A 24,754-nucleotide genomic window follows, 5' to 3' on the forward strand; every position below is an offset into this window, starting at 1 on the left:
TGGTTAATTTCATCAAAAATATTACAAGCTATCAGGCTTTACTTTTTTTGACATCTGCGTCTATGCTCATCGATAACAAAAACATCCTGTTAATACTTCTCACCTTTTAAGGCGATGGCGCAGTTTTTCTGTGGTCATGGTTAATGGAGGCAACGATGTATGGTTATAGCCTGCTCCGTCTGAGTCTTTATGTTGTCATTGCGATCGTTACCTGCTCCGCCGTAGGACTATTCACCTACGCGGTTGTCTCTATGCTTGGTAATTAAATTATCCACTCACATTATTGCCAACAATGGATTCGTTGTTGCTGAGGATAAAACAGTGACTCGTTATATTACGCTGACTGCCATTGTTATATTTTTAACAACGGGTTGCGATCAAAAAACACAGGAAGTCACGCCACCGCCGCGCATGGTGAAAGTCGTTGAAGTTGTGGCGTCCGGCGAATCTCAACAACGTATCTTCCCGGCGCGCATTGAATCCGGCGACTCCACCGATTTGTCGTTCAAACGTGCAGGACAGATTGAATCGCTGGATATTCGCCAGGGCAACCGCATCGAGCAGGGCCAGCTCATCGCCAGGCTTACGGCGCGGGAAGCGCAGCAGCGCGTTAATGAGCGCCAGACTGCCGCCACGCTTGCCCAGCGGCAATTTGCCCGCTTCCAGACGCTCTCCGGCCGCCAGGCGATTTCGCAGGCAGACATGGACGTGCAGCGCGCCAACCGCGATGCGGCCAATGCCGCGCTGCAAATTGCCCGTGAAGAGTTAAGCCAGATGACGCTAACCGCGCCTTTCAGCGGTGTGGCCGCCGTGGTTAACGTGCGCAATCATCAGGTGGTCGCCGCCGGACAAACCATCGCCACCTTGACCCGCAACGATCTGCTCGACGTGGTGTTCAGCGTGCCGGAAAACCTGTTTACCGCGCTGGATATGCGCAACCTGACCTATCGCCCGGTGGTGCGCATCAACTCGCTGCCGGACCGCGAATTCCAGGCCGAGTACAAAGAGCACACCGGCAGCAGTAACAGCAACTCGCTGACGTGGCAGATCATTTTAACCATGCCGCGCCCGGCCGATTTCCCGGCGGTGGGCGGCGTCAGTGGCACGGTGACGATTAACCTCGCCAATCTGCCCGCCAACGTGAATCGCGAATCGTTAGTGGTGCCGGTGGAAGCAGTGTTTAATCCCGATAACAGCCAGCGCAACGAGCCGCATGTCTGGGTGGTGCAAGGCAGCGGCGATCAGCTGACGTTAGAAGATCGCAAAGTCAGCGTGGGCGAAGTAACCGATCGTGGCGTGGTGATCACCGCCGGGCTGCACGCCGGTGAACGCGTGGTCGCCGCTGGCGTCAACGAGTTGCATGCTCAGCAACCGGTACGCATCTGGACGCGTGAGCGGGGGCTGTAATGGATATCTCCCGGCAGTTTATCGATAATCCGGTCCGCGTCTGGCTGGCGATTCTGTTACTGGGCGTCGGCGGCATTTTTGCTCTGCTCAATATTGGCCGTCTCGAGGATCCAGCCTTTACCATTAAGACCGCGGTGGTTGTCACCCATTATCCCGGCGCGTCCGCGCAGCAGGTAGAAGAGGAAGTCACCTTACCACTGGAAAATGCGCTGCAGCAGTTGCCCTATCTGGACAATGTCAGCTCCATCTCTTCCAACGGCCTGTCGCAGATTACCGTCAACATTGACTCGCGTTACCACTCCAACGCGTTGCCGCAAATCTGGGATGAACTGCGGCGCAGAGTCGGCGACGCGGCGCGTTTCTTTCCTCCCGGCGTGGCCGCGCCGTTCGTTAACGATGATTTTGGCGATGTGTTTGGTTTCTTCTTCGCCATTTCTGGCGACAACTTCAGCAACCCGGAGCTGGTGCAGTACGCGGAGCAGCTACGGCGTGAGCTGGTGCTGGTGCCGGGCGTGGGCAAGGTGGCGCTGGGCGGCGTGATCCCACAGCAAATTAATATCGATGTCTCCTTAACGATGATGGCCGCGCGCGGCATTACGCTGCCGCAGCTCGCCAGCGTGCTAAGTCGACTCAACGTGGTCTCCAATGCGGGCGACATCAAAGCCGGCACGGAATCGATCCGTCTGCATCCAACCGGCGAGTTTCAGAACATCGAAGAGTTGGGCGACTTGCTGGTCAGCCCGCCGGGCGATCACGCCACCACCCGATTGCGCGATATCGCCTCGCTGTCGCGTGGGCTGAGTGAATCGCCCTCCAGCATTTACCACGCCAGCGGACGTCCGGCGGTCACCATGGGAATTTCGTTTATTCCCGGCGTGAATGTCATTGATGTCGGGCGCGCGCTGGAGGCCAAACTGCAGCAGATGTCGGCAGAAAAACCGGCGGGCATTCAGATCAACGTGTTCTACGATCAGGCCGCCGAAGTGGCGCACTCGGTGAATGGCTTTATTACCAACTTCCTGATGGCGCTGGCGATTGTCGTCGGCGTGTTGCTGATCTTTATGGGCGTGCGCAGCGGCATTATCATCGCGTTGTCGCTGGCGCTCAATGTGCTGGGCACGCTGCTGATCATGTATCTGTGCGGCATTGAGTTGCAGCGCATTTCGCTGGGCGCGCTGATTATTGCGCTGAGCATGCTGGTGGATAATGCGATTGTGATTGTCGAAGGCGTGCTGATCGCGCGTCAGCAAAACTCGCCGCTGATGACCACCATCAACTTTGTGATTCGCCGCACCGCCTTCCCGCTGCTGGGCGCGACGATAATCGCCATTCTGGCGTTTGCGCCGATTGGTCTTTCGCAGGATTCCACCGGCGAGTACTGCAAATCGCTGTTCCAGGTATTGCTGATTTCCCTGCTGCTGAGCTGGTTCTCGGCGCTCACCATCACGCCGGTGCTGATCAAATGGTGGCTGTTTAAAACACAGGAACCTACTAAAGCTGCGGCTGAAGTTTCACCTTATGACGGCGGTTTTTATCGCTTTTATCAGCGCATGTTGCTGGTGTTGCTCAGGCAAAAAACCCTCACGCTTTCGCTGATGGCGCTGCTGCTGGCGCTGGCGATTTGGGGCTTTGGATCGGTACGACAAAACTTCTTCCCTTCAGCCAATACGCCGATCTTCTTTGTCGATCTCTGGCTGCCGTACGGCACCGATATCAACGCCACTGAGCAGATGGCCAGCGACGTTGAAAAATCGATTACCGGGCAGCAAGGCGTGGTGTCTACCGTCACCACCATTGGCCAGGGCAGCATGCGCTTTATCCTCACCTACAACGGGCAGCGTCAGTACAGCAACTATGCGCAAATCATGGTGCGCATGGACGATCAGCGTAATATCGCCGCGCTGTCACACCGTATTGATGCCTACATCGTGCGTCAGTATCCGCAGGTCAATGCCAGCACCAAACGGGTGATGTTTGGGCCTTCAGGCGGTAGCGCGATTGAGGTGCGTATCAAAGGTCCCGATCCCGACAGAATGCGCCTGATCGCCAGCCAGGTCGGCGACATCCTCACCGCCGATCCCGCCACCGACAGCGTGCGCAATGACTGGCAAAACCGCAGCAAAGTTATTCGCCCGCAGTTCAATCTGGCATTAGGCCGCGAGCTGGGCGTCGATAAGCAGGAGGTGGATAACGCGCTGGAGATGAATTTCACCGGCAGCCGCGTTGGGCTGTATCGGGAAGGCGCTGACCTGCTGCCGGTTATCGTGCGGCCACCGGCCAGCGAGCGGCAGGACGCCAATCATCTCAATAACGTGCTGGTGTGGAGCCAAAGCCAGCAGCAGTACATCCCGCTCAGCAACGTGGTGAGCGGTTTTACGCTGCAATGGGAAGATCCGCTGATTCTGCGCCGCGATCGCAGCCGCGTACTCACCGTGCAGACCGACCCGGATCCGCTCAGCAACGATACCTCCGGCGATATTGTGGCGCGCGTGAAGCCGCAGATTGAGCAGATCCCGCTACCGCATGGCTACAGCATTGAGTGGGGCGGCGATGCGGAGAGCTCCAGTGAAGCGCAGCAAGGCGTGTTTACCTCGCTGCCGCTGGGTTATCTGGTGATGTTCGTGATCACCGTGCTGATGTTTAGCTCGCTGAAAAACGCCGTCGCTATCTGGCTGACGGTGCCGCTGGCGCTGATTGGCGTGACGCCAGGCTTTTTGATCACCGGGATTCCGTTTGGCTTTATGGCGTTAATCGGCCTGCTGAGTCTGAGCGGTATGTTGATTCGAAATGGCATCGTGCTGGTCGAAGAGATTGAACAGCAGAAACTAGTAAAGCCGCAGGCTGACGCGATCATCTACGCCGCCACCTCGCGTCTGCGCCCTATTCTGCTGACCGCCTTTACCACCGTGCTCGGGCTGGCGCCGCTATTGCGCGATGTGTTCTTCCAGAGCATGGCGGTGGTGATCATGTTTGGTCTGGGCTTTGCCACGGTGCTGACGCTGCTGGTGCTGCCGGTGATTTACGCCTGCTTCCATCGCCAACCGGTGGCTAGCGCATCATGAATGTGACCGGCCTCAACGTAATTAAAACGCTGGGATGTATGACGGCGGTGACATTTTTCACCGTGTACAACACCTGGGATCGCTACGATTACGATTATCACTGGATTCTGGCGTTTCTGACCTTTATCTCCACCATCGCCACGCCGCTGTTTTTTGTCGTCGCCGGGATTATGGATGCCCGTTCCGAGCAGGATGTTAACTGGCAGATAGGCAAGATTCGCAATCTGGTGATCGTATTTCTGTTCTGGATGACGGTCTATTACCTGTGGGAACCCTATCAGCGCGGCTACCTGATCCAGCCGTGGTTCATCTTCTCGTTCATTATCATCTATAGCTTTCACCCGCTGATGATCTGGCTTAGCCAGCATCGACGCGCGTTCGTTGCGCTGGTGTTAGCGTTGCTGGCGTTCTCATATGGCTACGATTTGCTGGCGGTGCTGCATCCGGACGACCCGCTGTTCCGGCTTGAACCGCAGTATCGGCTCTGGACCTGGCTGCTGTTTTACTTAACCGGCCAGCTGCTGTGCGATCCGCTGATTAATGACTGGATGGAGCGCAAAAAAGTGGCGCGCGGTGCGGTGATCGCCCTGCCCTTTATCTATCTGTTTACCTGGTTTTATGAGCAGCACTTCTTCTTCGCGCTATTCAAAGCCGATCGCAACGCCTTTATTCTCACCGGCTCGCAAATTTATCTGCTGGTGGTGGTGCTGGTGATTGCCGCCAGTCAGGTGCGCTTTCGCCGCAATGTGGCGGTTAAAGAGACCATTCTGGCGACCATCAGCAAAACCATGACCGGCGTCTATATTCTTCACTACTCGGTTTTCCATCTGCTCACCGCGCTGATTCCCATCACCTCGCTGGCGACTAAGCTGACGCTGATTGCCGTGACGTTCGCCGCTTCGGTGCTGCTCTCCAGAGTGATCCTCGCCAGCGGCTGGCTGAAAAAAGTCATAACGCTTTGATGCAGGCCGGCAGATTGCTCTGACTGCTGCAATCAATGCGCCCCTTGATTTGCAACATCATGTAATCGAAAAACGGATTGGAGGTGTTGCGCATCAGCGTATCCAGCCCAACGATCAGGCTGGCGGTTTCACCGCGCAGCGAGATGGTGCCAAAGCTAATACCATAACGATTCTTTTCCGTTGGCTCGCGGCCATACAGCGAGTCGCTGAGTGGGAACGGCACGGCAATGTGCGATAACGAATAGGTGTCCTGCGGCCAGGCTTCGTGCATCGAACGCACGATCTCTTGCGTTTGATCCGCCGCTGTAATGCGCGCCACGGTTTGATAGGTGGTCGGTGACGCGTTGGTGATGACCGTTGAGGCATAGCGGCGCGGCGCAGGCGGCAACAAATTATTGACCGCTGAGTAGAGCGCGGGCCTGAACAGCGCGCGCAAGTTCGCCGCCTGGTTGACGTCGAACATCACCAGTTCACTGCCGTTATCCGGCAGATAGCGATAGAACCCATTGACCACCGCGCGGGTGCTGACGGTGGAATCCAGCACTGACTGGAAGGTCAGCACCGGCGGAAACGCCGGCATGCTGCCGCCGCGAATCACATGCAGCAGCTGATCCTGCATCGCCTGCGTCAGCAGCCACGATTGCCGCGCCGCGCGCACCGGGAACGAGTTGTACTTGAAAGGATTGTATTCCGGGATGATGCTCAGCCACGCCGCTTTGGCGAAGCCGGGAATGATCGCGGGCCAGCCGGCTAAGCCGGCAAATCGCGCATAGGCGGTGACGCCAATCATCGGCGACAGCAATACCAGCTGTTGCGGCTTGCGCAGCGCGTTATTTTGCAAGGTATCGAGGCTGTATTTCACCGCCAGCGCGCCGCCGTTCGAGTATCCAACCAGATGCAAAGGTACGTTGCTGCCCGCCAGGCGTGTCGCTTCGCGCACCGCTAAGCGGGTTGCCGCCATCCACATTTGCCAGTCAACTTTGGTGAGTGAACCGGGCGCCGTGCCGTGTCCCGGCAGCCGCGGCACTACCGCCACAAAACCCTTCTGCTGATACGCCTGCGCCAGATAGCGCATGCTGTACGGCGAATCGGTTAATCCATGCAGCAGCACCACCGCACCTTTCGCTTTTCCTTCCGGCTCGAGGATATATGAGCGATTCCAGTCGGTGTCGAATCGCGCCGGATAAACCGGGCTTTGCGCGTTAAAGCGGTTGAGCGCCGTTTTCTCATCGTCACTGAGCTGGTCGGTCACGTTGAGCTTCATGTCGTGGAAAATCGCTGCTTCACGCGTCAGATAATCCGCGAAGCTGGCGCGATCAATCTCATCCACCGACATTTCATCCGCCGACCACGTATGCCAGCGATGCAGTGGCGGTCCCTGTTCGGATTGATAACCGCGGATCACCAGGAACATCACCAGCAAAACCAGCAAACCTAAAGCAATGCGCTTGAGCACTTTGCTGATACGGTCTTTGTGCAACGCGTTTGCGGAATCAGAAGGCATAGCGTACCCAGGCGAACAGCACGTTACCGTTATTGTAAGTGCCGGGAATGTAGGTGAACTGCACGTTGAGGCGTTTATAACCAGCGGAGAACAGCGGCAGCACGATGGGCAGCGGCACGTAATTGGCGAAGTCATCGCGCGCGGTGATACCGGCGGTTAGCCCGAGACCGAGACGAAAATCGCGCGATTGATCCAGATACCAGCCTTTCTCCCAGCCATAACCAATGATCGGCTGCCATTCGTTATGGGAATCTTTAAACGCCATCGCGTAGAGCGCGCTCCAGTTACCGTCTTCATTGATGCGCGAGACGCCCAACCCGCCGCCCCACGGCGTTTCATTGTAGTTATCGGTTTTATCTTTATCGTAAGCAAAACGGGCATGCCAGCTGATGAAAGGCAGATAGAGATCGTAATACTGCGGTTCCTGCCAGGTTTGTGAAACGTCCTGCTTGAGCCATTCCCAGCCATCGCTAATCGAGTTGGCCGCCGAGGCGGGACAGACAAACAGGGCCAGAGTAAGCAACCAGGCCGCCTGAAGAGTACGCATCATGTATGCCTCTGAAATTCACCGCCGCGAAAAGGAGTGGAAAAGCTGATGTGCTCACCAAGCAGATCAAGCCACTTAACCGGTAAGATTATAGTTGCTTGTTATTGCTATAGGAAATGACCTGGATTAGCTGTTATCGCGCTTTCAACCAAAACACGCCAAAGAGATATGTCGATAAAATGCGTTTTTTTAAACATGTCAAAAGAGATCGAGAAGCCCAATGTGGGCTCCTTAGTTTTTTAACAGAACGGTCCCCAGATAATCGCCACGCCAATCAGTAGCATCACCACGCAGACAACAAACCATGCGGCGATGACCGGCGCGGCAAAGCGCAGCCAAAGATGAAGCGTAACCGGTCGTTCAGCCATCCAGCCCTTTAAATGGTTAAAATAAATAAACATATTCGTTGCTAAATTATTAACGCTATGTCTTAATGCGTCATCGGTTTGGAACACAGACCTTATGAAAGCAGTTTTAGTAAAGCAGTCCTCAGTTCAAGTGTTATCCCTAGATATCCTTCTTCGAGAGCCTCCTCCTAAGTGCCCAATAAGTAAATCTTTCACTTCAGGCCAATTTCTGCCGCTACGAGTGGCTCATCAATTAAGGAATTATCTATGTCTAACAAAATGACTGGTTTAGTAAAATGGTTTAACTCTGATAAAGGTTTTGGCTTTATCACTCCTAACGATGGCAGCAAGGATGTTTTCGTCCATTTCTCTGCTATCCAGAGCGACAACTACAAAACTCTTGATGAAGGTCAGCAAGTTTCCTTCACCATTGAAAATGGCGCCAAAGGCCCAGCAGCGGGCAACGTTACTCCGCTGTAAGCCGCGCTCATTATCAGCAGCGCTTACAATAGCGATGAAGACAATAGTCTGAGCAGATAAGCACCGCTGATAATTAAAAAACCCGCCTCGTGCGGGTTTTTTATTGCCTGAAATTTGGTGTGACTAAGGTTTGCGTAGTGAATAAAATGCTCGCCAGCGAAGTCGGTAGCTTCACCGGACGTAGAAAGTGGACACCGGTTAATAAGAAGGAAATAGGATGCTTTTGCCCGATTTGAATTTCACACAAACGCTACATCACCCGTCATTTCGACTATGAGCCGTCCACTGTTTGTTTCTCTGGATGGACCCAAAGGCGTCGGTAAAACCACGCTACTGGAAGCCATTACGAAAGTACTCAGGTCAGATAACATTAAGGTAATCCGGCTTTGCGAGAAAAAAAGCGATCCCTTCAGGAGAGAAACAATGGCTCTGGTGAACAGGCTGGCCAGAAATCCCTCCATGGTTTTAGAGCGGGAAGTTTGTGCGCGCTTTGCTGATAGCCGTGCATGGATTTCCCAACATGTGCTGACTAAACAGCCACCGAACAGCATCATTTTGATGGATCGCTGGTACCCGTCGGATGCCGCGTTTCGCCGGATGGTTCCATTTGCTGAGATTTTACAGTTAAACATTGATCGAAACGTGCAAGCGCCGGACCTGCATGTCGGGGTTGTTACTGCGCCTGAAATTTCATGGGCAAGGGCTGCGGCCAGAACGCGCGGGTTAAGTAGTACGGTGATGCATAAGCTGGAAGATCATGTCGCTTGTACTCAGTCGTTCGAGCGAGCCGTTGCAGAACACGGCTGGGTTTTATGTCGTAATGAAGGGATGATCGAACACGCAACCCTGCAGGTTGTAAATGAGATCTACAACCTGCTGAATGCCCTTTAGGCATCAGTTCTGAGACCCTTTTTCTGCCGCATTCGGTTAAACCTATTAGTGGAAACACATCACTCTGACTGCACACTGAACACATCCGTCTATGGTTATCAGTTGCTACTCGGGCCAACAGTACATCGGTGTAATCCCTGAAAGTTCTACAGACGCACGTCTTGTGGATACGCTATGGCTGGGTGGGGGCTCCAGATATAACAGCGCGGTGCATAATATGCAGCTGGTGTCCGCCAACTTCCGCGTAATAAGCTGGCTTTCCGTAAATGTAACGAAACCAATATCGTTACCTGCAAAGGGTTTTATTGCATCCTTGCGCTTTCATATTTATACAGCTGTTCATGGATTACTTTAGAATTAAATATATCAGCCCTTTTTGTAGTGCCTTCCCATTATTTCAGCGAGTTAATATCCATCATTGAGAAGCGCTTAACACCTTTAACATTAAACCTCTTTCATGCAAAATTGTACATAATATCACCCTGCATTAGCACCTAATAACGGCAGTGAACAGTCACTTAGAAAATATATAAATCTAAGATTTTATGACTTTTAGGAATTAACCTTTAGCTAAATCCGTCATAGCGCCTACAGTTTAAGTCGAGGTTGTCATAAACGTGAATATGGAGGATGGTTAATGTCTTTTCAACACGACGGGAAAGGCTACGTCATTATTGGCGAAGCGGCACTGAGTATTACCTTGGGACAGAGAGTTGTCAGCGTACAATCGCTGATTGACGAACTGGAACATATGGCAAATGCAGGCGGCAGCAAGGCAAGGTTGTCTGATATTTCTGAAGCCACAAAATGGCTGAAGAGTTTCGAAGAGCCCGATCGCGCTGTCCATAACGTGCCATACCTGCAAACGCTTGCAGGCTTGAACGACGAAACGAACTGACGCCTAAGGACGTAGTCCGGCTCTGGCCGGAAGACGACGACGAAGATGACCTCAACGGTCGCGTTTAACGTGTACCGGCTGGAGAAAATGTCAGGGACGACACTCTCCCCTTCCTTAATTAATCCCCACCTGTCATTTGGCAATATTCATTTCCCATTCCCAAATTACGTATCAAAATCTTCATTAATTGAGGCAAATTTTGTCTTGAAAACGATTTCATTATTTTCCCTCGAAATTTGAGACTTTTCTTTATCATCAAGCAATGCGTTTACATCTGGCATAATTTAAGATAATTATCAGCAAGTTGAGCAGCAACGTTAACATGCAAAATTTGATAAACCGTAATCTCTAAACAATCTTAAAGACCTTAAGGAAGTTTGTTACTACACTATTCTTACGGTAATCGAAAATATTGGAGGAAACGCAGTGTTATTTCATGACGAAGAACAAGGCCATATCATTATTGGCGAGGCAGTGATTAATCTTGCTGTGAGTCAGAAGGAAATCAACATTCACTCCCTCATCATTGAGTTGGGCACCATGGCCGAAGGCGATGCCAGCGACAATAGACTTGCTCAGATAGCCGACGCCAGACGCTGGCTAAAAGCCTTTGTCGAAACCTCCCCACGAAACCGCGAAGAGCTACGTTGGCTTTCAGCATCCAGACATTTACGCGCTATCAACAATGATCGTTAATGGGTGACTAACGTTGATTCAGGTAGAGGATGCGCCTCAGGGCGCTCCGCATTATGTCGATAAGTAAGTGAGTTAAACTGACTTCATTCCCCGAACCTTTCATTACCCCCTCTTCCAGTTAATCGCCTCCTCTCTCTTTGTACAAATTTACCCTTATCTTCAACAACCAGAACTGATAGCCGATCTCACAACCAAACATAACTACCTGAATAAAAAGGATAAGCATCTTTTGCTTGAAAAGAAAATCTGTACAGATAAATTAATCCTGTACAAGTTTTAAAAGATTGTCTAACTTTATGTTCAGACAGAATCGACTATCCCAACTTTTACGAGGTTCGCATGCGTCAGAGTGTTTCTAAATTTCCCGATACAGCCAGCGATATTGCACATTATTTTAGCAAAGCAAGCGCGCCAACTCAGCAAGAAACGCTAGGTCAAATTGTTGTCGAGATCCTGCGGGCTGGCAAGAACCTTAACCGCAAGGCTATCTGCACTAAACTGTTAAGACGTCTCGAAGTCGCTGCCACTCAAGAAGAAGAACGCCATTATCAGACACTAATCGGCATGCTATTCGATCGCTAAGTTTTATCTGTTGGCGAGATAAGCCAGTCACGATCCCGTCGAAGGGATTCAGGCTTTAAACCGCTCATTAATGGATTTTAATCCATGAAAGGCGTGCCATAACAGAAATATGCGCTAAATTTAGTTCTGAATAACTTTTAACTGGGTAAATAGCCCTGAAACCCTGGGTTTGTTTAGCTAAGACCCAACGCAATAGCGTAAACATCTTTCAAACGTTGCCGCAGAAATATCTGATCACAAGGAGAGAAAATGCAACAAAGCGCACAGCAAACGTACCGCGAAATAGACATTACTGACTATCTCCAGAACGCAGGTGACAACCTTTCTGCGGAGAAGACACTGATTGACTCCGCCATCCAGACGCTTGAGAGTCAGGGTAAGAGTGTCTCCAATAGCGCCATTATTCTGTACTTCATCTCGGAAATTGAAAACACCACTGACCCGATGCAACTTGACGCGTTACTCAACGCGTTAAAAATGGTGGTGGGCTTTACTCCGGGTGAAGAAGAGCGTTGGGCATTTTTCTACTGGTGAGTAAAGTCTCAGGGAAATGAGGATCAGTATTTTTAATATGGATATAGAGGTCAGGAAAGCGGGGAATTAATACAAACCTCCCCGCTGATAGGCGTATAGAATAGATTGGTTTCTTTAGTCTTCATCATTAGGCGTGCGGCCTACAACGATTTCAAGGCAGTTGCGCAGCACATCGAGTTGCTCAATATCTGTCGCACTCTCCAGCTCCGCTATCAGACTCATAATGATGGCCTTGTTCGTCACTCTTCCTCTCTCTGCGATCAATGACTTTACGATGATACCAATGACTTCTTTTTCCTCTGCATATTGGTCACCGGTGCTGTGTAAATAACTCTGCAGGTCTGACTCGATAGTATTCTGCTGCATAAAATATCCTTACTGAGTTGCGCATTTTTGTCTCTCTCCCACGCACTTAAGCCCTTAGCCGGCGTTAATGTCGGGTTGAGTCGTCATTACCGAATTTATCTATATCAAAATTTGCCATGTGCTCCCGGTCTCCAACTTTAGGGGATTCACTCTCGGCGATTTCTTTCTTCACATCCTGCATAGCGAGAAGTATTGCGCGCGCGCGTTCTTCATCCTTTTCGGCTTTCAGCATGCATTCAAGCTTCGAGAGGAGCGCACGTCGCGAGATGCCGGCCTTTTCGCGCAGCAATGCTATTACCGCCTCGCCGATGAGAAGATCACTCAACTTTTGTTCATGGTGATTTTTCATATCACTCTCTGTTCAACAATTAGTGTTGAGAAGAGAGAGAGTTGCGGCTGAAAAACGCTGCAATATCATTTACTGAATGGCATCTACCCGGGTTCTGCTGCAAGTAAACCTCACGTGTTCATATTTTAATCAGATCGTCATGCAGTAAACTTATACAATGATCGCAATGTTGTACAGCTTTATTGGCGTGAATTGATGAATATTTAATATGAGACAGGGCAAGTAAAAAGGAATGGACTTTTATGGCAGGAAAAAAGTGACCTCTGAAAGTGGAAATCTCTAACGCTTTCAGAGGCGATGCAAAGCATCATTCGTTACGTGCGGAGAGTACCGCTGGGTCAATTTATAGGAGATTAAAAAAAATGCACGGGTTATATTTTTTTATTTTAGCTCCTATTACAGTCATTTAAATTGCATCTTTATCAAATTGAAACCGCTTCGGTTATTTATGAACTCAATCATCAAGAATATTGATAATTTTTATTTGGCCATTCCAAATAAATGCCATTTATTAATCGATTTCTCATTTTTAAAAGACCACGTTGATAAGTAACGCTCGGGTTTTACTGACGAGGATAAACGAAGCCAGGCAGTGATTTCAGGACTTTCTACCAGACCATTGCTGTGATGATTGAAGTGATAAAGGCCTCGTGCCCGAGCCTTTTCATTTTTTATTTGTGGACCTGAGTTGCAGGCGTCAAATACTGCTACTACTCTTTTATCGCTTCATACTTGGTACGAAGGTTACACACAGCACGCATAGCGTGCGAGAGTCTTTGCATATTGTTCATACTTCCTTCCCCGCTCCAGGCGGGGATTTTTTTCAGCATTAGCCTACCTGACACGGAACCAGATGGCATACATCGCCGGTAAAAACACCAGCGTCATAATGGTGCCGCCCAGCGTCCCGCCAATCAGCGTGTAAGCCAGCGTGCCCCAGAACACGGAGTGCGTCAGGGGAATAAATGCCAGAATCGCCGCTAGCGCTGTCAGCAGAACCGGCCGGGCGCGCTGCACCGTAGCCTCAACGATAGCTTTGAAAGGTTCGTGGCCTTCCCGCTCATTCTGATGGATTTGTCCAATCAGGATCAGCGTATTACGCATCAGAATCCCTGACAGCGCGATCAGCCCAACCAGTGCATTGATGCCAAAGGGCTGCTGGAATAGCAGCAGCATGGGCACAACGCCCACCAGCCCGAGCGGCGCGGTCAGAAAAACCATCACCATCGCTGCCATGGAACGCACCTGCAGGATGATGATCAGCAGCGTCAGGGCAATCATAATTGGGAACAGCGGCAGCATCGCTTTAGTCGCTTTACCCGACTCCTCAATCGAGCCCGCCTGTTCAATACGGTACCCCGGCGGCAGTGACGCGATTAATGGCTGAAGTTCCCGGCTCAACGCGCTTGAGACATCCGGTGGCTGCAATCCGTCAGCAATATCGCCGCGCACCGTTATGGTTGGCGTTCTGTCGCGGCGGCGCAGCAGCGGATCTTCCATGCGGATGTCGATTTCACCGAGTTGCGAGAGTGGAATGCGCTGCCCATCGGCTCCGGCTAGCGTCAGAGCGTCAAGGCGCGCGGGATCGAGGCGCACCTCTCCGGCTGCACGACCAACCACTTCCACAGATCGGATATCTTCACGAATCGCCGTGATCGATGCCCCGCTTAGCAGGAACTGCAGTTGACGAGCCGCCCCGGCAGGCGTCAGCCCCATCGCCTGCAGCCGATCCTGATCCAGCCTGAAGTGCATTACCGGCACACGTGAACCCCAGTCGGTGTTGACGGTGCGCATCATCGGGCTGGCCTGCATCAGTACTTTCACTTTCGCGGCCAGCTGGCGCAGTACGTCTGGATCGGGACCCATCACCCGGTAAGCAACCGGATAAGGCGAATAGGGACCGAAAACCAGCTGCGTGACGCGCACCTGCGCTTCAGGCGCGAGCCCATCTGCTGCCGCTTCTCGCAGACGCTGCTTCAGCGCATCGCGATCGTGCTCGCCGTTGGTCAGCACCACGATTTTGGCAAAAGAGGGATCCGGCAATTCCGGGGCCATCGCCAGATAGAAACGCGGCGCGCCCTGCCCGATATATGCGGTTACGGTGCGGGTTTCTTTTTGCTTTTTCAGCCAGTGCTCAATTCGCGCCGTGGTCTGGCTGGTCTGCTCTATTGAAGTGCCATAAGGCATTTGCACTTCAACCAGCACCTCAGGACGATCGGAGGTTGGGAAGAACTGTTTTTTCACCAGCCCCATGCCAATGATGGCCAGCACAAAGCAGCTAATCACCGCGCCTGCCACCCACCACTTATGCGCGATGACTTTGGTTAGCAGTCGTCTAAAGCGATTGTAGTGGCGGGTGTTATAGATTGCCGCGTGGCCACCGACTACCGGCTTGATGTCGGGCAGCATTTTCACGCCCAGATAAGGGGTAAACAATACTGCCACCACCCACGAGGCAATCAGGGCAATCCCCACGATCCAGAACATATTGCTGGTGTATTCACCAGCGGTGGACTGCGCAAAGCCGTTGGGCATGAAGCCGATCGCGGTTACCAGCGTGCCGGCCAGCATCGGCGCGGCTGTATGGCTCCAGGCGTAGGCCGATGCTTTGATGCGGTCATAGCCCTCTTCCATTTTCACCACCATCATCTCTATCGCAATGATGGCGTCATCAACCAGTAAACCCAGTGCGAGGATAAGTGAACCCAGCGTGATGCGGTCAAAGTTTTTTCCCGTGGCGGCCATCACCACAAATACCACGGCAAGCGTCAGCGGAACCGCGGCAGCAACCACGATGCCAACGCGCCAGCCCATGCTGACAAAGCACACCACCATCACCACCAGCAGAGCCACGAAGAACTTCACCATGAACTCATCGACAGCCGAACTGATGTTAACCGCCTGGTCGGAAACGTTGGTGAGCGTCATGCCCAGCGGCATGTCGCTATTTATATTTCGGACCTCTTGTTCCAGCGCTTTACCCAGCTCAAGACCGTTCCAGCCTTCCCTCATCACCACGCTCAACATCAGTGCAGGTTCACCCTCATTACGGATGAGAAAATCGGGCGGATCGACATAGCCACGTTCGACCTTGGCCACGTCGACAAGCCGTAGCGTGTGATTACCGGAGACGACCGGCGTGTTGCGGATTTTTTCGAGCGTATCCAGCGCTCCGTCGAGGCGGATAAACACCTCGGGCCCGCGCGTTTGTATCGAACCGGCGGGTGACAGGGCATTTTGCCCGTTCAGGGCGTTAAATATCTGTTCCGGTGTAATGCCCAGCGTAGCGAGGCGATCGCTGGAAAAGGAGACATAAATACGTTCTGCCTGCTCGCCGGTAATGGTGACTTTTTTTACGCCCGCAACGTGTAGCAGCTGCTGACGGAGTTTTTCGGCATCACGAGACAGAAATCGCTGCGGTTCACCCTTTGCTTTCAGTGCATAGAGGGCAAAAACCACATCCGAGAATTCGTCGTTAACCATCGGCCCAATCACACCTGCTGGCAGATTGCGTGCCTCATCATTGAGTTTTTTGCGCGCCTGGTAAAACTGCTCCTGCACTTCAGATGGCGGCGTGCTGTCCTGCAGGGAAAGCATGGTGTATGCCATTCCGGGACGAGTATAGGTCTCGGTGCGGTCATACCACTTCAGCTCCTGCAGCCGCTTCTCCAGCGGTTCGGCCACCTGATCCTGCATCTCCTGCGCGGTGGCGCCAGGCCAGGCGGTGATCACCGTCAGCTGTTTGACGGTAAAGGGGGGATCTTCCGCTCTTTCCAGACCCAGAAAAGCCACTACGCCAGCGACCGTAACGAGAATGATCAGGAACAGCGTGACCGATCGTTCACGCACCGCCAGCGCCGAGAGGTTAAAGCGATTGCGGCTCATGGCGTGGCTCCTCGCGACCCAGGCGTTCCGATGCGGACGTCTTCACCTTCATGCAGCAGGTGTGCGCCCAGCGCGGCCACCTGTTCCCCGCTCTGAAGCGGACCCGACACGCGCGCACTGTCGTCGCTGATGCCGAGCAGCGTCACGGCCCGCCAGGTGACTTTGGCGGGTTTGCCTTCCACCAGCCAGACGCCAGCACCGCGTCCCGCATCCCACACCGCACTGAGCGGTACTGACCAGGATTCTGGCGTCGCCACAGATTCCGGGATACGCAGGGTTACGGTTGAACCCAGTGGAGCACCGGCTGCGGCACCGCTCAGCACATAGCGTGCTTCGTAGGTGCGGGTTGCTGCATCCGCCGAGTCTGACAACTCGCGCAGCCTGGCATCATTCTCGATCCCACTGCCATACAGGATGGCTGTGGCCGGCGATCCCACCTGCGGGCGCAAAGTCTCCGGCAGACTGACCATCGCCTCACGCTGACCGGCGCGGGCGAGGCGCACAACCGTTTGACCGGCGCTAACCACCTGGCCTGGGTCGGCCAACGTATCCACCACCACGCCATCGGCATCAGCACTTAATACGGCATATTGCGAGGCGTTGAGCGCCACGCGTGCCTGCGCCTGCGCGGCGCTAAGATCGGCACGCGCGGCATCTGCCGCTGCACGAATTTGACTGTAAGAGGATGCAGAGACCGCGCCAGAACCCACCAATCCACGATAGCGTTTCTCATCATCGCCGGTCTGGCGCGCGCGTGCCTGGGCGGCGTTTACCGCACCCTCCGCAGCGCGGACCTGCAGCGCGAGATCAGCCGGATCAAGCCTCATCAGCAGCTGGCCGCGTTTGACGCTTTGCCCCTTATCAACCAGACGCTCAAGCACCTTGCCCGACACGCGAAAACCCAGGTCGCTTTGAAAACGTGCGGCCACAATGCCGGTAAAAACGCGAGATTGACCCGCCGCAGGCTCGACGGTCGCCGTCCTGATGAGTGGCGGCCGGGAGCGCGGATCGCCAGCGGCTGATAGAGGTTCGCCGCAGCCAGTCAGAATGACCGGCAGCAGGCAGACGACAGACAACAAAGGGAGATGCCGGAGCATGGGTTACCTTACTCAAAGAAAGTATGAGGACGCCATTCTCTGACTAGTGACCAATTATGTCAATGGTCACAAATTACGAAGCGAGACTTCTAAGTACTAATGCAGCCAATTGGCTTGCATCTTCTCCGGCCGTATCAAGTGAGGATTGCAATTGGAGTGGATCGGCAAGAGGTCTGAGTACCAGATAGACGGCAGCGGCCGTTTCATCCAGCGGCGTTTTACGCTCAAATTCCCCGGCAGTGCGTCCTGCGCGCAGGATGGCGAGCACGATTTCACGCAGGGAATCCTCATATTGCACAGCAGCAGGCCAGTGCTCACGCGAGGAAGCGGCGGCGATGTCATACAGCCGACGCTCGCGGAAAAACAGCTCGCAGCCTGCCACAGCAAGCGTCTGAAACAGCTGCTTTATTTTTTCCGTGGCGGAAGGTGACTTCTCCAGCGCAGCGTTCAGCCTTTCCGTGATATCCGTAAGGCAATTGGCGCAGATGACTTCACCGATTTCCTGCTTAGAACCGAAAAACTTGTAAATGTAGGCTTTGGAGAAGCCGATTGATCGCGCGAGATCGGATACGGTGGTTTTCTCAAAGCCGTAATGGCTAAAGTACTCCATGGCGGCAGCCACAATCTGATCGCGGATGGTGTGATCGGAAGGCCCACGCGTGGCGGCGGTAGTTTTTTTCACTGTCATATTTCAACTTTGCTCGGTGAGCTGATGTAAACGATGAGTGACCAGTGGATATTTTGGTCACAATTTCTCATCGCTTCAAGGCCTGATTGCTATCATCACAATCTCAGCGGAATCTCTGAAAAACCGCTTTCGGTAATGTCGTGCGCCCTGCCCGACATAACGCTGGCGTAAACCGACCGGGCTGCGGGAATTATCATCTACGCTTCTTAAGTGAAATTTAACTTTTACCCGGAGAGCGTAGTGCCAACTTTGAATTCCAGTCCTCAATCCGATCTGAAACGTTCATTCATAGCCACCCTTCCACTGGGTATCGGTATGATGGCGGCAATTGATGAAGTGGTATTTCATCAGATTCTGGCCTGGCATCACTTCTTTGACTGGGGCACACCCGCGTTTAGCCTGCTTTCAGATGGATTATTGCACGCAGGCGAGCTGATTCTTTTCGTGCTTGGTTTTTTCATGTTTGCGGACCTGCGAAGCCGTGGAAAACTCAACCGCGCGGCAGCATGGGCAGGATTCATTGTGGGGTTGGTTGCGTTTCAACTGTTTGATGGAATTGTTGATCACAAGCTGCTCAGGCTGCATCAGATCCGCTATGTTGATAACGTGCTGCTTTATGACCTCATCTGGAATCTGTCTGCTGTGCTGTTATTGGTGGCAGGCTTGCTGATTTATCGTCACGCGCGGTCTGCTCTATCCGCTAAAACGGCAGTTTAATCCGTGGATTCCATGATGCATCCTGCGGCGATGCCCCATTCAGTCGCGCTATTTATTCTTTTGGTCATAGCTCCTGCTGTCATTCTCTTTTTTTATTTGATCGCCGCTGTCCGTTTACGCCGGGTTGCCCACTGGAGCGCCTGGCGCGTGGCCAGCTTCACCGCCGGCATCGTCATGATCGTGGCATCCATGCTGCCGCCTTTGGCTAACTGGGCGCATCATGACTTACGCGGTCATATGTTGCAGCATCTGTTACTTGGTATGTTCGGACCTCTCGGATTGGTATTTGGGGCGCCCGGCTCACTGATATTACGCACTCTATCCGCACGGTGGGCGCGCGCTATGATGACTATTCTCCGCACCCGCCCGATACACTTTTTAATCCATCCATTTACCGCTGCTTCGCTGGATATTGGCGGGATGTATCTTCTTTATCTCACTCCGTTATATGCGTTGAGCATGGCCATTCCTGCCCTGTTTATTTTCCTTCATCTGCATTTTGTCCTCTCCGGCTACCTGTTTACCTGGTCTGTTGCCGGGCCCGATCCCGCGCCTCACCGTCCATCGAGAACTGTGCGTCTGGCGGCAATTTTTTTTGCTACTGCCGCTCACGCTATTCTCGCGAAGTTGATGTACGGCTTCGGATATCCACGTGGAACCTTAGCCAGCGCTGGAGAAATTCAGCAGGCTGCGCAGTGGATGTATTACGGCGGAGATATTGCCGAGTTTTGCATTATCATCGGCTTTTTTGCCGCGTTTTTCCGGCAACGCAGCATGCTGCCAGAAATGCTGGCGGGGAAATAATGACCATTTCATGGCAAAATTATTTGCCAACTTAAGAAGTAATAACATTTGTAGGTAAGACGTGGTTACCGTAATCAATAATGTGGCTATCATTGCCCCTTTGAACACCCGCTGGCTCCAAAGGACTGTCTGCTGCTATGCCTGTAAACTTTGACCTTAACGATCTTTATGCCTTCCGTGCGCTGGTTGAATACAGTAATTTTCGGCTTGCCGCTGAGTCCATCTGCCTTTCACAGTCAGCATTGAGTCGTAGGATAGAAAAGCTGGAATCCGCGTTAGGGATTAAGTTGTTCGACAGAACGACCCGGCGTGTCACGTTGACACTGTATGGACGGACCTTTGCTGAACGCTCAGATCAGCTGCTGGCGAATGTTGAACTGGTATTAGCAGATATTAATAAGGTGAGTCAGGATCGTGTAGGGCTGGTCACCGTTGCCACTGTGCCCTCGGCAGCCTACTATTTTATGCCCGATGTTATCCGCTGTTTCCAGACACGCTATCCACGAGTGCGTGTAAAAATCATTGATAGTAGCGCTGGAAACGTCATTGAAGCAGTAGCCAGTGGTCAGGCAGACTTCGGCATCTGTTTTGCCAGGGATCTGCAAACCACTATCGAATTTATACCCTTGACGAGCGATGTCTACGTGGCGGCCTGCAGGCGGGATCATCCATTAGCCAATAAAAAAAACCTGACCTGGCGAGAGTTTTATCAGCAGGATTACATTGAGCTGGATAAGACCTCCGGTAACCGCCATCTACTTGATAAGATGCTGGATCACATCGTTCCTGAGCGCCCCAGTATCTGCGAAACCCGTCATGTAACCACCATGCTGGGTATGGTTGAAGCGGGTATCGGCATGGCTGCCGTACCCGCTATGTCGATGCCGATGTCAGAGCATTCAGTACTCACACACCTTTCACTCACTGAGCCGGTGGTAAAGCGTACGGTTGGCCTGATTAGGCGCAGTGGCCGTATGCAATCCTACATTGCAGCTGAGTTAGAGAAGTTGATCACTGAACAGTATCGTGTTGTTTCACCGGCAGTTCAGCCGTCACCGATCGCAATCCGGTAGCGCGCACAGTATCTTGCGCCTCAGCCGAAGAGAGGAAGTTCAGTAACGCTTTGCCCTCCTGCCCGTTTGTTGCTTTGGCGGTCACCGCACCGGCAAAACGGGTAACGTATTGCACATCTTCAGGCAGTTCACCCACAAAGGTGACGCCCGGCACAGGTAGCAATTCACTCACTTGTTGGAAACCGACGGCATAAGTGCCTTTAGCCACTTCGGATGCCACCGGAATGCGCTCTACCCTATGCGCTTTTGTTTTTACCTTGTCTTCTATTCCCAGTTTTTTAAACAGTTGGCTGCTGACATAGCGGCCGCTGGCACTGTCAGAATAAGCAATAGATTTGGCCTGCAAAAGGGCATTACGCAGATCTGCATCCGTTTTAATATTTAGTTTAGGCTCACCTTCTTTAACGACCATACCAATTGAAGAGTCGGCTAGCTCAACGCGCGAACCCGGCTGAAGCCAGTTATCCTTCTCCAGGTTTTTCAGCGCATCACCGACCATAATCACCACATCCGCCTTCTCCCCGCGCGCCAGGCGCGCAGGAATCGCCTGAGGCGTTCTCCCCATCGAGGGGCCAGAGATCAAAATGATCTTGTCGCCGCTTTTTGCTTCAAATTGTGGGGCCAGTTTTTCCAGCGCCGCTTTAAATCCGCCCGAAATCATAACGGTGACATCTTTGGCCGCCGCTGAAAAACTAACGGAACTCACTAACAGCGTAATAAGAAGTGAACGATGTATTTTTTGCATGATGTCATTCCTGAACTAACCAGCGGTTTGAAGTGATAACGCGCTGCGACGGTATAAATAGAGGGTGGCCAGTAATGCACAAATCGCAGCAAAGCTCATCCAGTAGCCGGGTGAAGCTTTATCGCCGGTGTACTCAATCAGTGCAGTTGAAATGACTGGCGTAAATCCGCCAAAAATAGCCGTAGCCAGACTGTAGGCCAGAGAGAAGCCTGCAACTCGCACCTCTACCGGCATAATCTCGGTTAATGCCGGGATCATGGCGCCGTTATACAGACCGTAAAGGAAGGAGAGCCACAACAGCACTGTCAGCATCATGGAAAAGCTGGGGGCTTCAGCAAGCAGGTTAAGTGCCGGATAGGCAGTCATCAGCGCTAACATCGCCATGGTTACCAATACAGGCTTACGGCCATAGCGGTCTGACAGGGCTCCCCCAACCGGTAGCCAGAAGAAGTTTGATACCGCAACCAGCAGAGTCACCAGCAGGCTGTCAGAAGCGCTCAGCATCAGCACCTTTTTACCAAAGGTAGGGGCATATACGGTGATCAGATAAAACGCGGTGGTGGTCATGGCGACCATCAACATTCCGGCGATAACCACCTGCCAGTTTGCTAACAGCGTTTTAAACACGTCACGCATCGCCAGGTGGTTGCGCCGAGCAGTGAACGCTTCGGTCTCCTCCAGTTTACGGCGCAGAACAAAAATGAACGGAACAATCAGGCAGCCGAACAGGAAAGGCAAACGCCATCCCCACTCGCGAAGGGTACTTTCTTCCATGAACGCATTCAGTGCGAAGCCCATGGCCGCTGCCACCATAATGGCCACTTGCTGGCTGCCAGATTGCCAGCTGGTGTAAAAACCTTTACGGCCGGGCGTGGCAATTTCTGCCAGATAAACGGATACGCCGCCTAACTCTGCGCCCGCTGAGAAGCCTTGCAATAAGCGACCACATAGCACTAAAAAGGGTGCCCAGAGCCCAATCGTTTGATAAGACGGAATGAGAACAATCAGGAAGGTCCCCGCCGCCATGATCGACAAGGTAACAATGAGCCCTTTACGTCTGCCGACTTTATCAATATACGCGCCAAGCACAATTGCGCCGACCGGACGCATTAAAAACCCCGCGCCAAAGACCGCGAAGGTCATCATCAGCGAAGCAAATTCACTGCTGGCCGGAAAGAAAGTATGGGCGATATAAGTGGCATAAAACCCGAAAAGGAAAAAATCGAATTGTTCCAGAAAGTTGCCAGAAGTCACCCGCAGTATCGCACTGCATCGGGTTCGGGCCGTCATGGGTAGGTTAGAGGAATGCATGTTTATCTCCAGTTTGTCATTAGCGCTTTTACAGCGCCTGCTTCTGCAGACTGGATGAGCAAAACAAACTATATAAGCGCAATAAACTCATGAGTTGATGCGTTTACTGCATTAATCTGCGTAAACAAATTCATTAACAAGCTGCAACGGGCCTTTAACAGCCCCTCACTTCTTAGCGTTACTTTTTGAGGGCTAAAAACGTCATACGTATTTTGTGACAAGGCTCATATCCGGTGAGGATGAAAATGACGGCGGTCGGGAAACGTCGTTTTCGGAATCTTGAAATCGCCAGGAATGCGCTGCTGTTCACATTCCGTACAAATAAAATTTCTGGCAGCGCCTTCTTCGCTGCAAGAAAGATACGACGCGGTCAAATATTTCTCTTTTGTTACTTTATTGGAAATAAATTGTTAATAGAAACACCCCATCACCTCTGAAATTCGGGATGCCGGGAAAGGGAGGAGTGTTTATTTACTTTTTATTAACACAGTTAATCTTTAAATTTAACAAAACTGGGCATTGTTCACATTTTGATCACAATCATGCGAAAACCGGTGTCTCCTTCAGTTAATCTCTGAGTGTGAATTGAATACCAACCGTCCGCTCCCTACTGCAAAACATCATAAGAAAGGTATCGCAATGAAATTTAACCTCGCATTAGTCAGTGCATGTGTGGTTTCAGCATGCATGTTATTCACAACACCCTCTTTCGCCGCTAAGCCTTACGATATTGCCGTGGTCGCCAAAGTCACCGGCATTCCATGGTTTACCCGCATGGAAGTCGGCGTGAAAGAAGCCGCGCAAAAACTGGATGTCAACGCTTATCAAGTCGGCGGCTCCACTCCAGACCCGGCTCAGCAAGTCAAAGTGATTGAAGATTTGATTGCTAAAAAAGTCGACGCCATCATCGTGGTGCCAAACGATGCCAAAGTATTGGAGCCGGTATTAAAGAAAGCGCGTGACCAGGGCATCGTGGTATTAACCCATGAATCGCCGGACCAGCAAATTGGTCAATGGGATATCGAAACCATCGACAGCCAGAAATATGCTGAAGCCAATATGGATGAACTGGCAAAAGATATGGGTAGCAAAGGAGGGTACGCCATTTATGTCGGGTCCCTGACTGTGCCGCTGCATAACGCGTGGGCGGATGCTGCGATCAAATATCAGAAAGAAAAGTACCCGAATATGCATGAAGTAACGTCTCGCCTGCCGGTGGCAGAAAATATTGATAAGTCATACTCCACCACGTTGGATTTAATGAAGACCTATCCCGACCTGAAAGGGATTATCGGTTTCGGTTCGCTCGGCCCGATTGGTGCGGGTCAGGCGGTTCAACAGAAACGCGCTAAAAATAAAATCGCCGTTGTTGGTATCGCTATGCCCGCTCAAGCTGCTCCGTATTTAATGCGCGGTGATATTAAGAAAGCGCTGCTGTGGGATCCGAAAGATGCCGGCTATGCCTTAGTAACGGTTGCTGATCAGCTGTTGCAGGGTAAAGAAGTCACCAAAGATCTGACTATCGAAGGGCTTGGGAAAGCCGACGTAGATATGGATAAAAAAGTCATTCGCTTTAATAAAATTCTGGAAGTGACACCAGAGAATGCGAAATCACTTGGATTCTGATCAGGCTTTTTAATTCAGGTATATTCCGGAGACAGATTATCTCCAGCGCCACACCAGGCTAAGAGAAATAAATACGGCGTTGTATGTTGTGCCGTATTTAGATCTCGACTCAGACATGAAAATTTATACCCTAAATAATTCCAGCAGGGCAAAACGGCCAATGCGCAAACATAACCCATTGAT

At 52.1% G+C, this 24,754-nt stretch carries 22 protein-coding genes and 1 pseudogene; 13 read left to right on the top strand and 10 right to left on the bottom strand.

All coding sequences use genetic code 11. The features are described 5' to 3' along the window. Positions 1-411: 411 nt before the first annotated feature. Genes FCN45_RS20685 through FCN45_RS20695 form a run of 3 tightly spaced genes read left to right on the top strand, consistent with a single transcriptional unit; the run spans position 412 to position 5,431 of the window. A complete protein-coding gene (locus FCN45_RS20685) occupies positions 412-1,407 on the top strand; it encodes an efflux RND transporter periplasmic adaptor subunit (RefSeq protein WP_245250666.1) in 996 nt (331 codons plus the stop codon). Further along, positions 1,407-4,469, top strand: a complete 3,063-nt coding sequence (locus FCN45_RS20690) for an efflux RND transporter permease subunit (protein ID WP_137387086.1) — start codon at positions 1,407-1,409, stop codon at positions 4,467-4,469. The genes FCN45_RS20685 and FCN45_RS20690 overlap by 1 nt, the downstream gene beginning before the upstream one ends. Continuing rightward, the gene (locus FCN45_RS20695; RefSeq protein ID WP_137387087.1) at positions 4,466-5,431 is read left to right on the top strand and encodes an acyltransferase; all 966 of its coding nucleotides are present in this window, start codon (positions 4,466-4,468) and stop codon (positions 5,429-5,431) included. Before FCN45_RS20690 ends, FCN45_RS20695 begins: the two co-directional genes overlap by 4 nt. Here FCN45_RS20695 and FCN45_RS20700 read toward each other — a convergent pair. The 3 genes from FCN45_RS20700 to FCN45_RS23830 all read right to left on the bottom strand — a co-directional run bounded on the left by FCN45_RS20700 (position 5,418) and on the right by FCN45_RS23830 (position 7,850). Continuing rightward, on the bottom strand, positions 5,418-6,935 hold the full coding sequence (locus tag FCN45_RS20700; protein ID WP_137387088.1) for a carboxylesterase: 1,518 nt from the start codon (positions 6,933-6,935) through the stop codon (positions 5,418-5,420). The two genes, FCN45_RS20695 and FCN45_RS20700, sit on opposite strands and share 14 nt — an antisense overlap. Further along, entirely contained in the window at positions 6,925-7,482 is a 558-nt protein-coding gene (gene pagP, locus FCN45_RS20705; protein WP_370445567.1) for a lipid IV(A) palmitoyltransferase PagP, read from the bottom strand. Before pagP ends, FCN45_RS20700 begins: the two co-directional genes overlap by 11 nt. 239 nt (positions 7,483-7,721) lie before the next feature. Further along, positions 7,722-7,850: a hypothetical protein gene (locus FCN45_RS23830; RefSeq protein WP_256377441.1), complete on the bottom strand. Its 129-nt coding sequence runs from the start codon at positions 7,848-7,850 to the stop codon at positions 7,722-7,724. A gap of 246 nt (positions 7,851-8,096) precedes the next feature. On the opposite strand from FCN45_RS23830, the gene cspA reads away from it, so the two are divergent. The 6 genes and pseudogenes from cspA to FCN45_RS20735 all read left to right on the top strand — a co-directional run bounded on the left by cspA (position 8,097) and on the right by FCN45_RS20735 (position 11,910). After that, complete coding sequence (cspA, locus tag FCN45_RS20710) at positions 8,097-8,309, top strand: RNA chaperone/antiterminator CspA (RefSeq protein WP_007885867.1); 213 nt, start codon at positions 8,097-8,099, stop codon at positions 8,307-8,309. A gap of 273 nt (positions 8,310-8,582) precedes the next feature. Next, positions 8,583-9,268, top strand: a pseudogene (locus FCN45_RS20715) (dTMP kinase). A gap of 569 nt (positions 9,269-9,837) precedes the next feature. After that, positions 9,838-10,098: a hypothetical protein gene (locus FCN45_RS20720; RefSeq protein ID WP_137387090.1), complete on the top strand. Its 261-nt coding sequence runs from the start codon at positions 9,838-9,840 to the stop codon at positions 10,096-10,098. A gap of 426 nt (positions 10,099-10,524) precedes the next feature. Continuing rightward, positions 10,525-10,794 (top strand): hypothetical protein, encoded by a 270-nt coding sequence (locus FCN45_RS20725; RefSeq protein ID WP_101761242.1) that lies wholly within the window; start codon positions 10,525-10,527, stop codon positions 10,792-10,794. A gap of 339 nt (positions 10,795-11,133) precedes the next feature. Then, a complete protein-coding gene (gene ycgZ, locus FCN45_RS20730; protein ID WP_101761241.1) occupies positions 11,134-11,376 on the top strand; it encodes a regulatory protein YcgZ in 243 nt (80 codons plus the stop codon). 249 nt (positions 11,377-11,625) lie between these two features. Beyond that, positions 11,626-11,910 carry a biofilm development regulator YmgB/AriR family protein gene (locus tag FCN45_RS20735; protein ID WP_137387091.1) on the top strand — a complete coding sequence of 95 codons (285 nt, stop codon included), beginning with the start codon at positions 11,626-11,628 and terminating at the stop codon, positions 11,908-11,910. A gap of 114 nt (positions 11,911-12,024) precedes the next feature. Here FCN45_RS20735 and FCN45_RS20740 read toward each other — a convergent pair whose 3' ends face one another. From FCN45_RS20740 to FCN45_RS20760, 5 genes are all read right to left on the bottom strand, one after another. Continuing rightward, positions 12,025-12,276, bottom strand: coding sequence for a biofilm development regulator YmgB/AriR family protein (locus tag FCN45_RS20740; RefSeq protein WP_137387092.1), 252 nt, complete (start codon positions 12,274-12,276; stop codon positions 12,025-12,027). A gap of 64 nt (positions 12,277-12,340) precedes the next feature. After that, positions 12,341-12,625: a hypothetical protein gene (locus tag FCN45_RS20745; RefSeq protein WP_110867110.1), complete on the bottom strand. Its 285-nt coding sequence runs from the start codon at positions 12,623-12,625 to the stop codon at positions 12,341-12,343. Between the two features lie 834 nt (positions 12,626-13,459). Further along, complete coding sequence (locus FCN45_RS20750) at positions 13,460-16,510, bottom strand: efflux RND transporter permease subunit (RefSeq protein WP_137387093.1); 3,051 nt, start codon at positions 16,508-16,510, stop codon at positions 13,460-13,462. Next, a complete protein-coding gene (locus FCN45_RS20755) occupies positions 16,507-17,607 on the bottom strand; it encodes an efflux RND transporter periplasmic adaptor subunit (protein ID WP_137387094.1) in 1,101 nt (366 codons plus the stop codon). Before FCN45_RS20755 ends, FCN45_RS20750 begins: the two co-directional genes overlap by 4 nt. A 73-nt stretch (positions 17,608-17,680) precedes the next feature. Next, complete coding sequence (locus FCN45_RS20760) at positions 17,681-18,295, bottom strand: TetR/AcrR family transcriptional regulator (protein WP_137387095.1); 615 nt, start codon at positions 18,293-18,295, stop codon at positions 17,681-17,683. A gap of 240 nt (positions 18,296-18,535) precedes the next feature. Between FCN45_RS20760 and FCN45_RS20765 the strand changes: the two genes are divergently transcribed. From FCN45_RS20765 to FCN45_RS20775, 3 genes are all read left to right on the top strand, one after another. Next, positions 18,536-19,012, top strand: coding sequence for a DUF2243 domain-containing protein (locus FCN45_RS20765; RefSeq protein ID WP_371419613.1), 477 nt, complete (start codon positions 18,536-18,538; stop codon positions 19,010-19,012). 12 nt (positions 19,013-19,024) lie between these two features. Beyond that, positions 19,025-19,816 (top strand): cytochrome c oxidase assembly protein, encoded by a 792-nt coding sequence (locus FCN45_RS20770; RefSeq protein WP_246862582.1) that lies wholly within the window; start codon positions 19,025-19,027, stop codon positions 19,814-19,816. A 137-nt stretch (positions 19,817-19,953) separates the two neighbouring features. Continuing rightward, entirely contained in the window at positions 19,954-20,889 is a 936-nt protein-coding gene (locus FCN45_RS20775) for a LysR family transcriptional regulator (RefSeq protein ID WP_137387096.1), read from the top strand. Here the strand turns inward: FCN45_RS20775 and FCN45_RS20780 are convergent. Beyond that, the gene (locus FCN45_RS20780) at positions 20,828-21,634 is read right to left on the bottom strand and encodes a substrate-binding domain-containing protein (RefSeq protein ID WP_137387097.1); all 807 of its coding nucleotides are present in this window, start codon (positions 21,632-21,634) and stop codon (positions 20,828-20,830) included. The genes FCN45_RS20775 and FCN45_RS20780 overlap by 62 nt on opposite strands. Before the next feature lie 15 nt (positions 21,635-21,649). After that, on the bottom strand, positions 21,650-22,945 hold the full coding sequence (locus FCN45_RS20785; protein ID WP_137387098.1) for an MFS transporter: 1,296 nt from the start codon (positions 22,943-22,945) through the stop codon (positions 21,650-21,652). A gap of 639 nt (positions 22,946-23,584) precedes the next feature. On the opposite strand from FCN45_RS20785, the gene FCN45_RS20790 reads away from it, so the two are divergent. Then, positions 23,585-24,571 carry an autoinducer 2 ABC transporter substrate-binding protein gene (locus FCN45_RS20790; protein WP_137387099.1) on the top strand — a complete coding sequence of 329 codons (987 nt, stop codon included), beginning with the start codon at positions 23,585-23,587 and terminating at the stop codon, positions 24,569-24,571. Positions 24,572-24,754: the final 183 nt, after the last annotated feature.

It is taken from the genome of Pantoea sp. SO10 (assembly GCF_005281435.1).
GTDB lineage: Bacteria > Pseudomonadota > Gammaproteobacteria > Enterobacterales > Enterobacteriaceae > Pantoea > Pantoea leporis.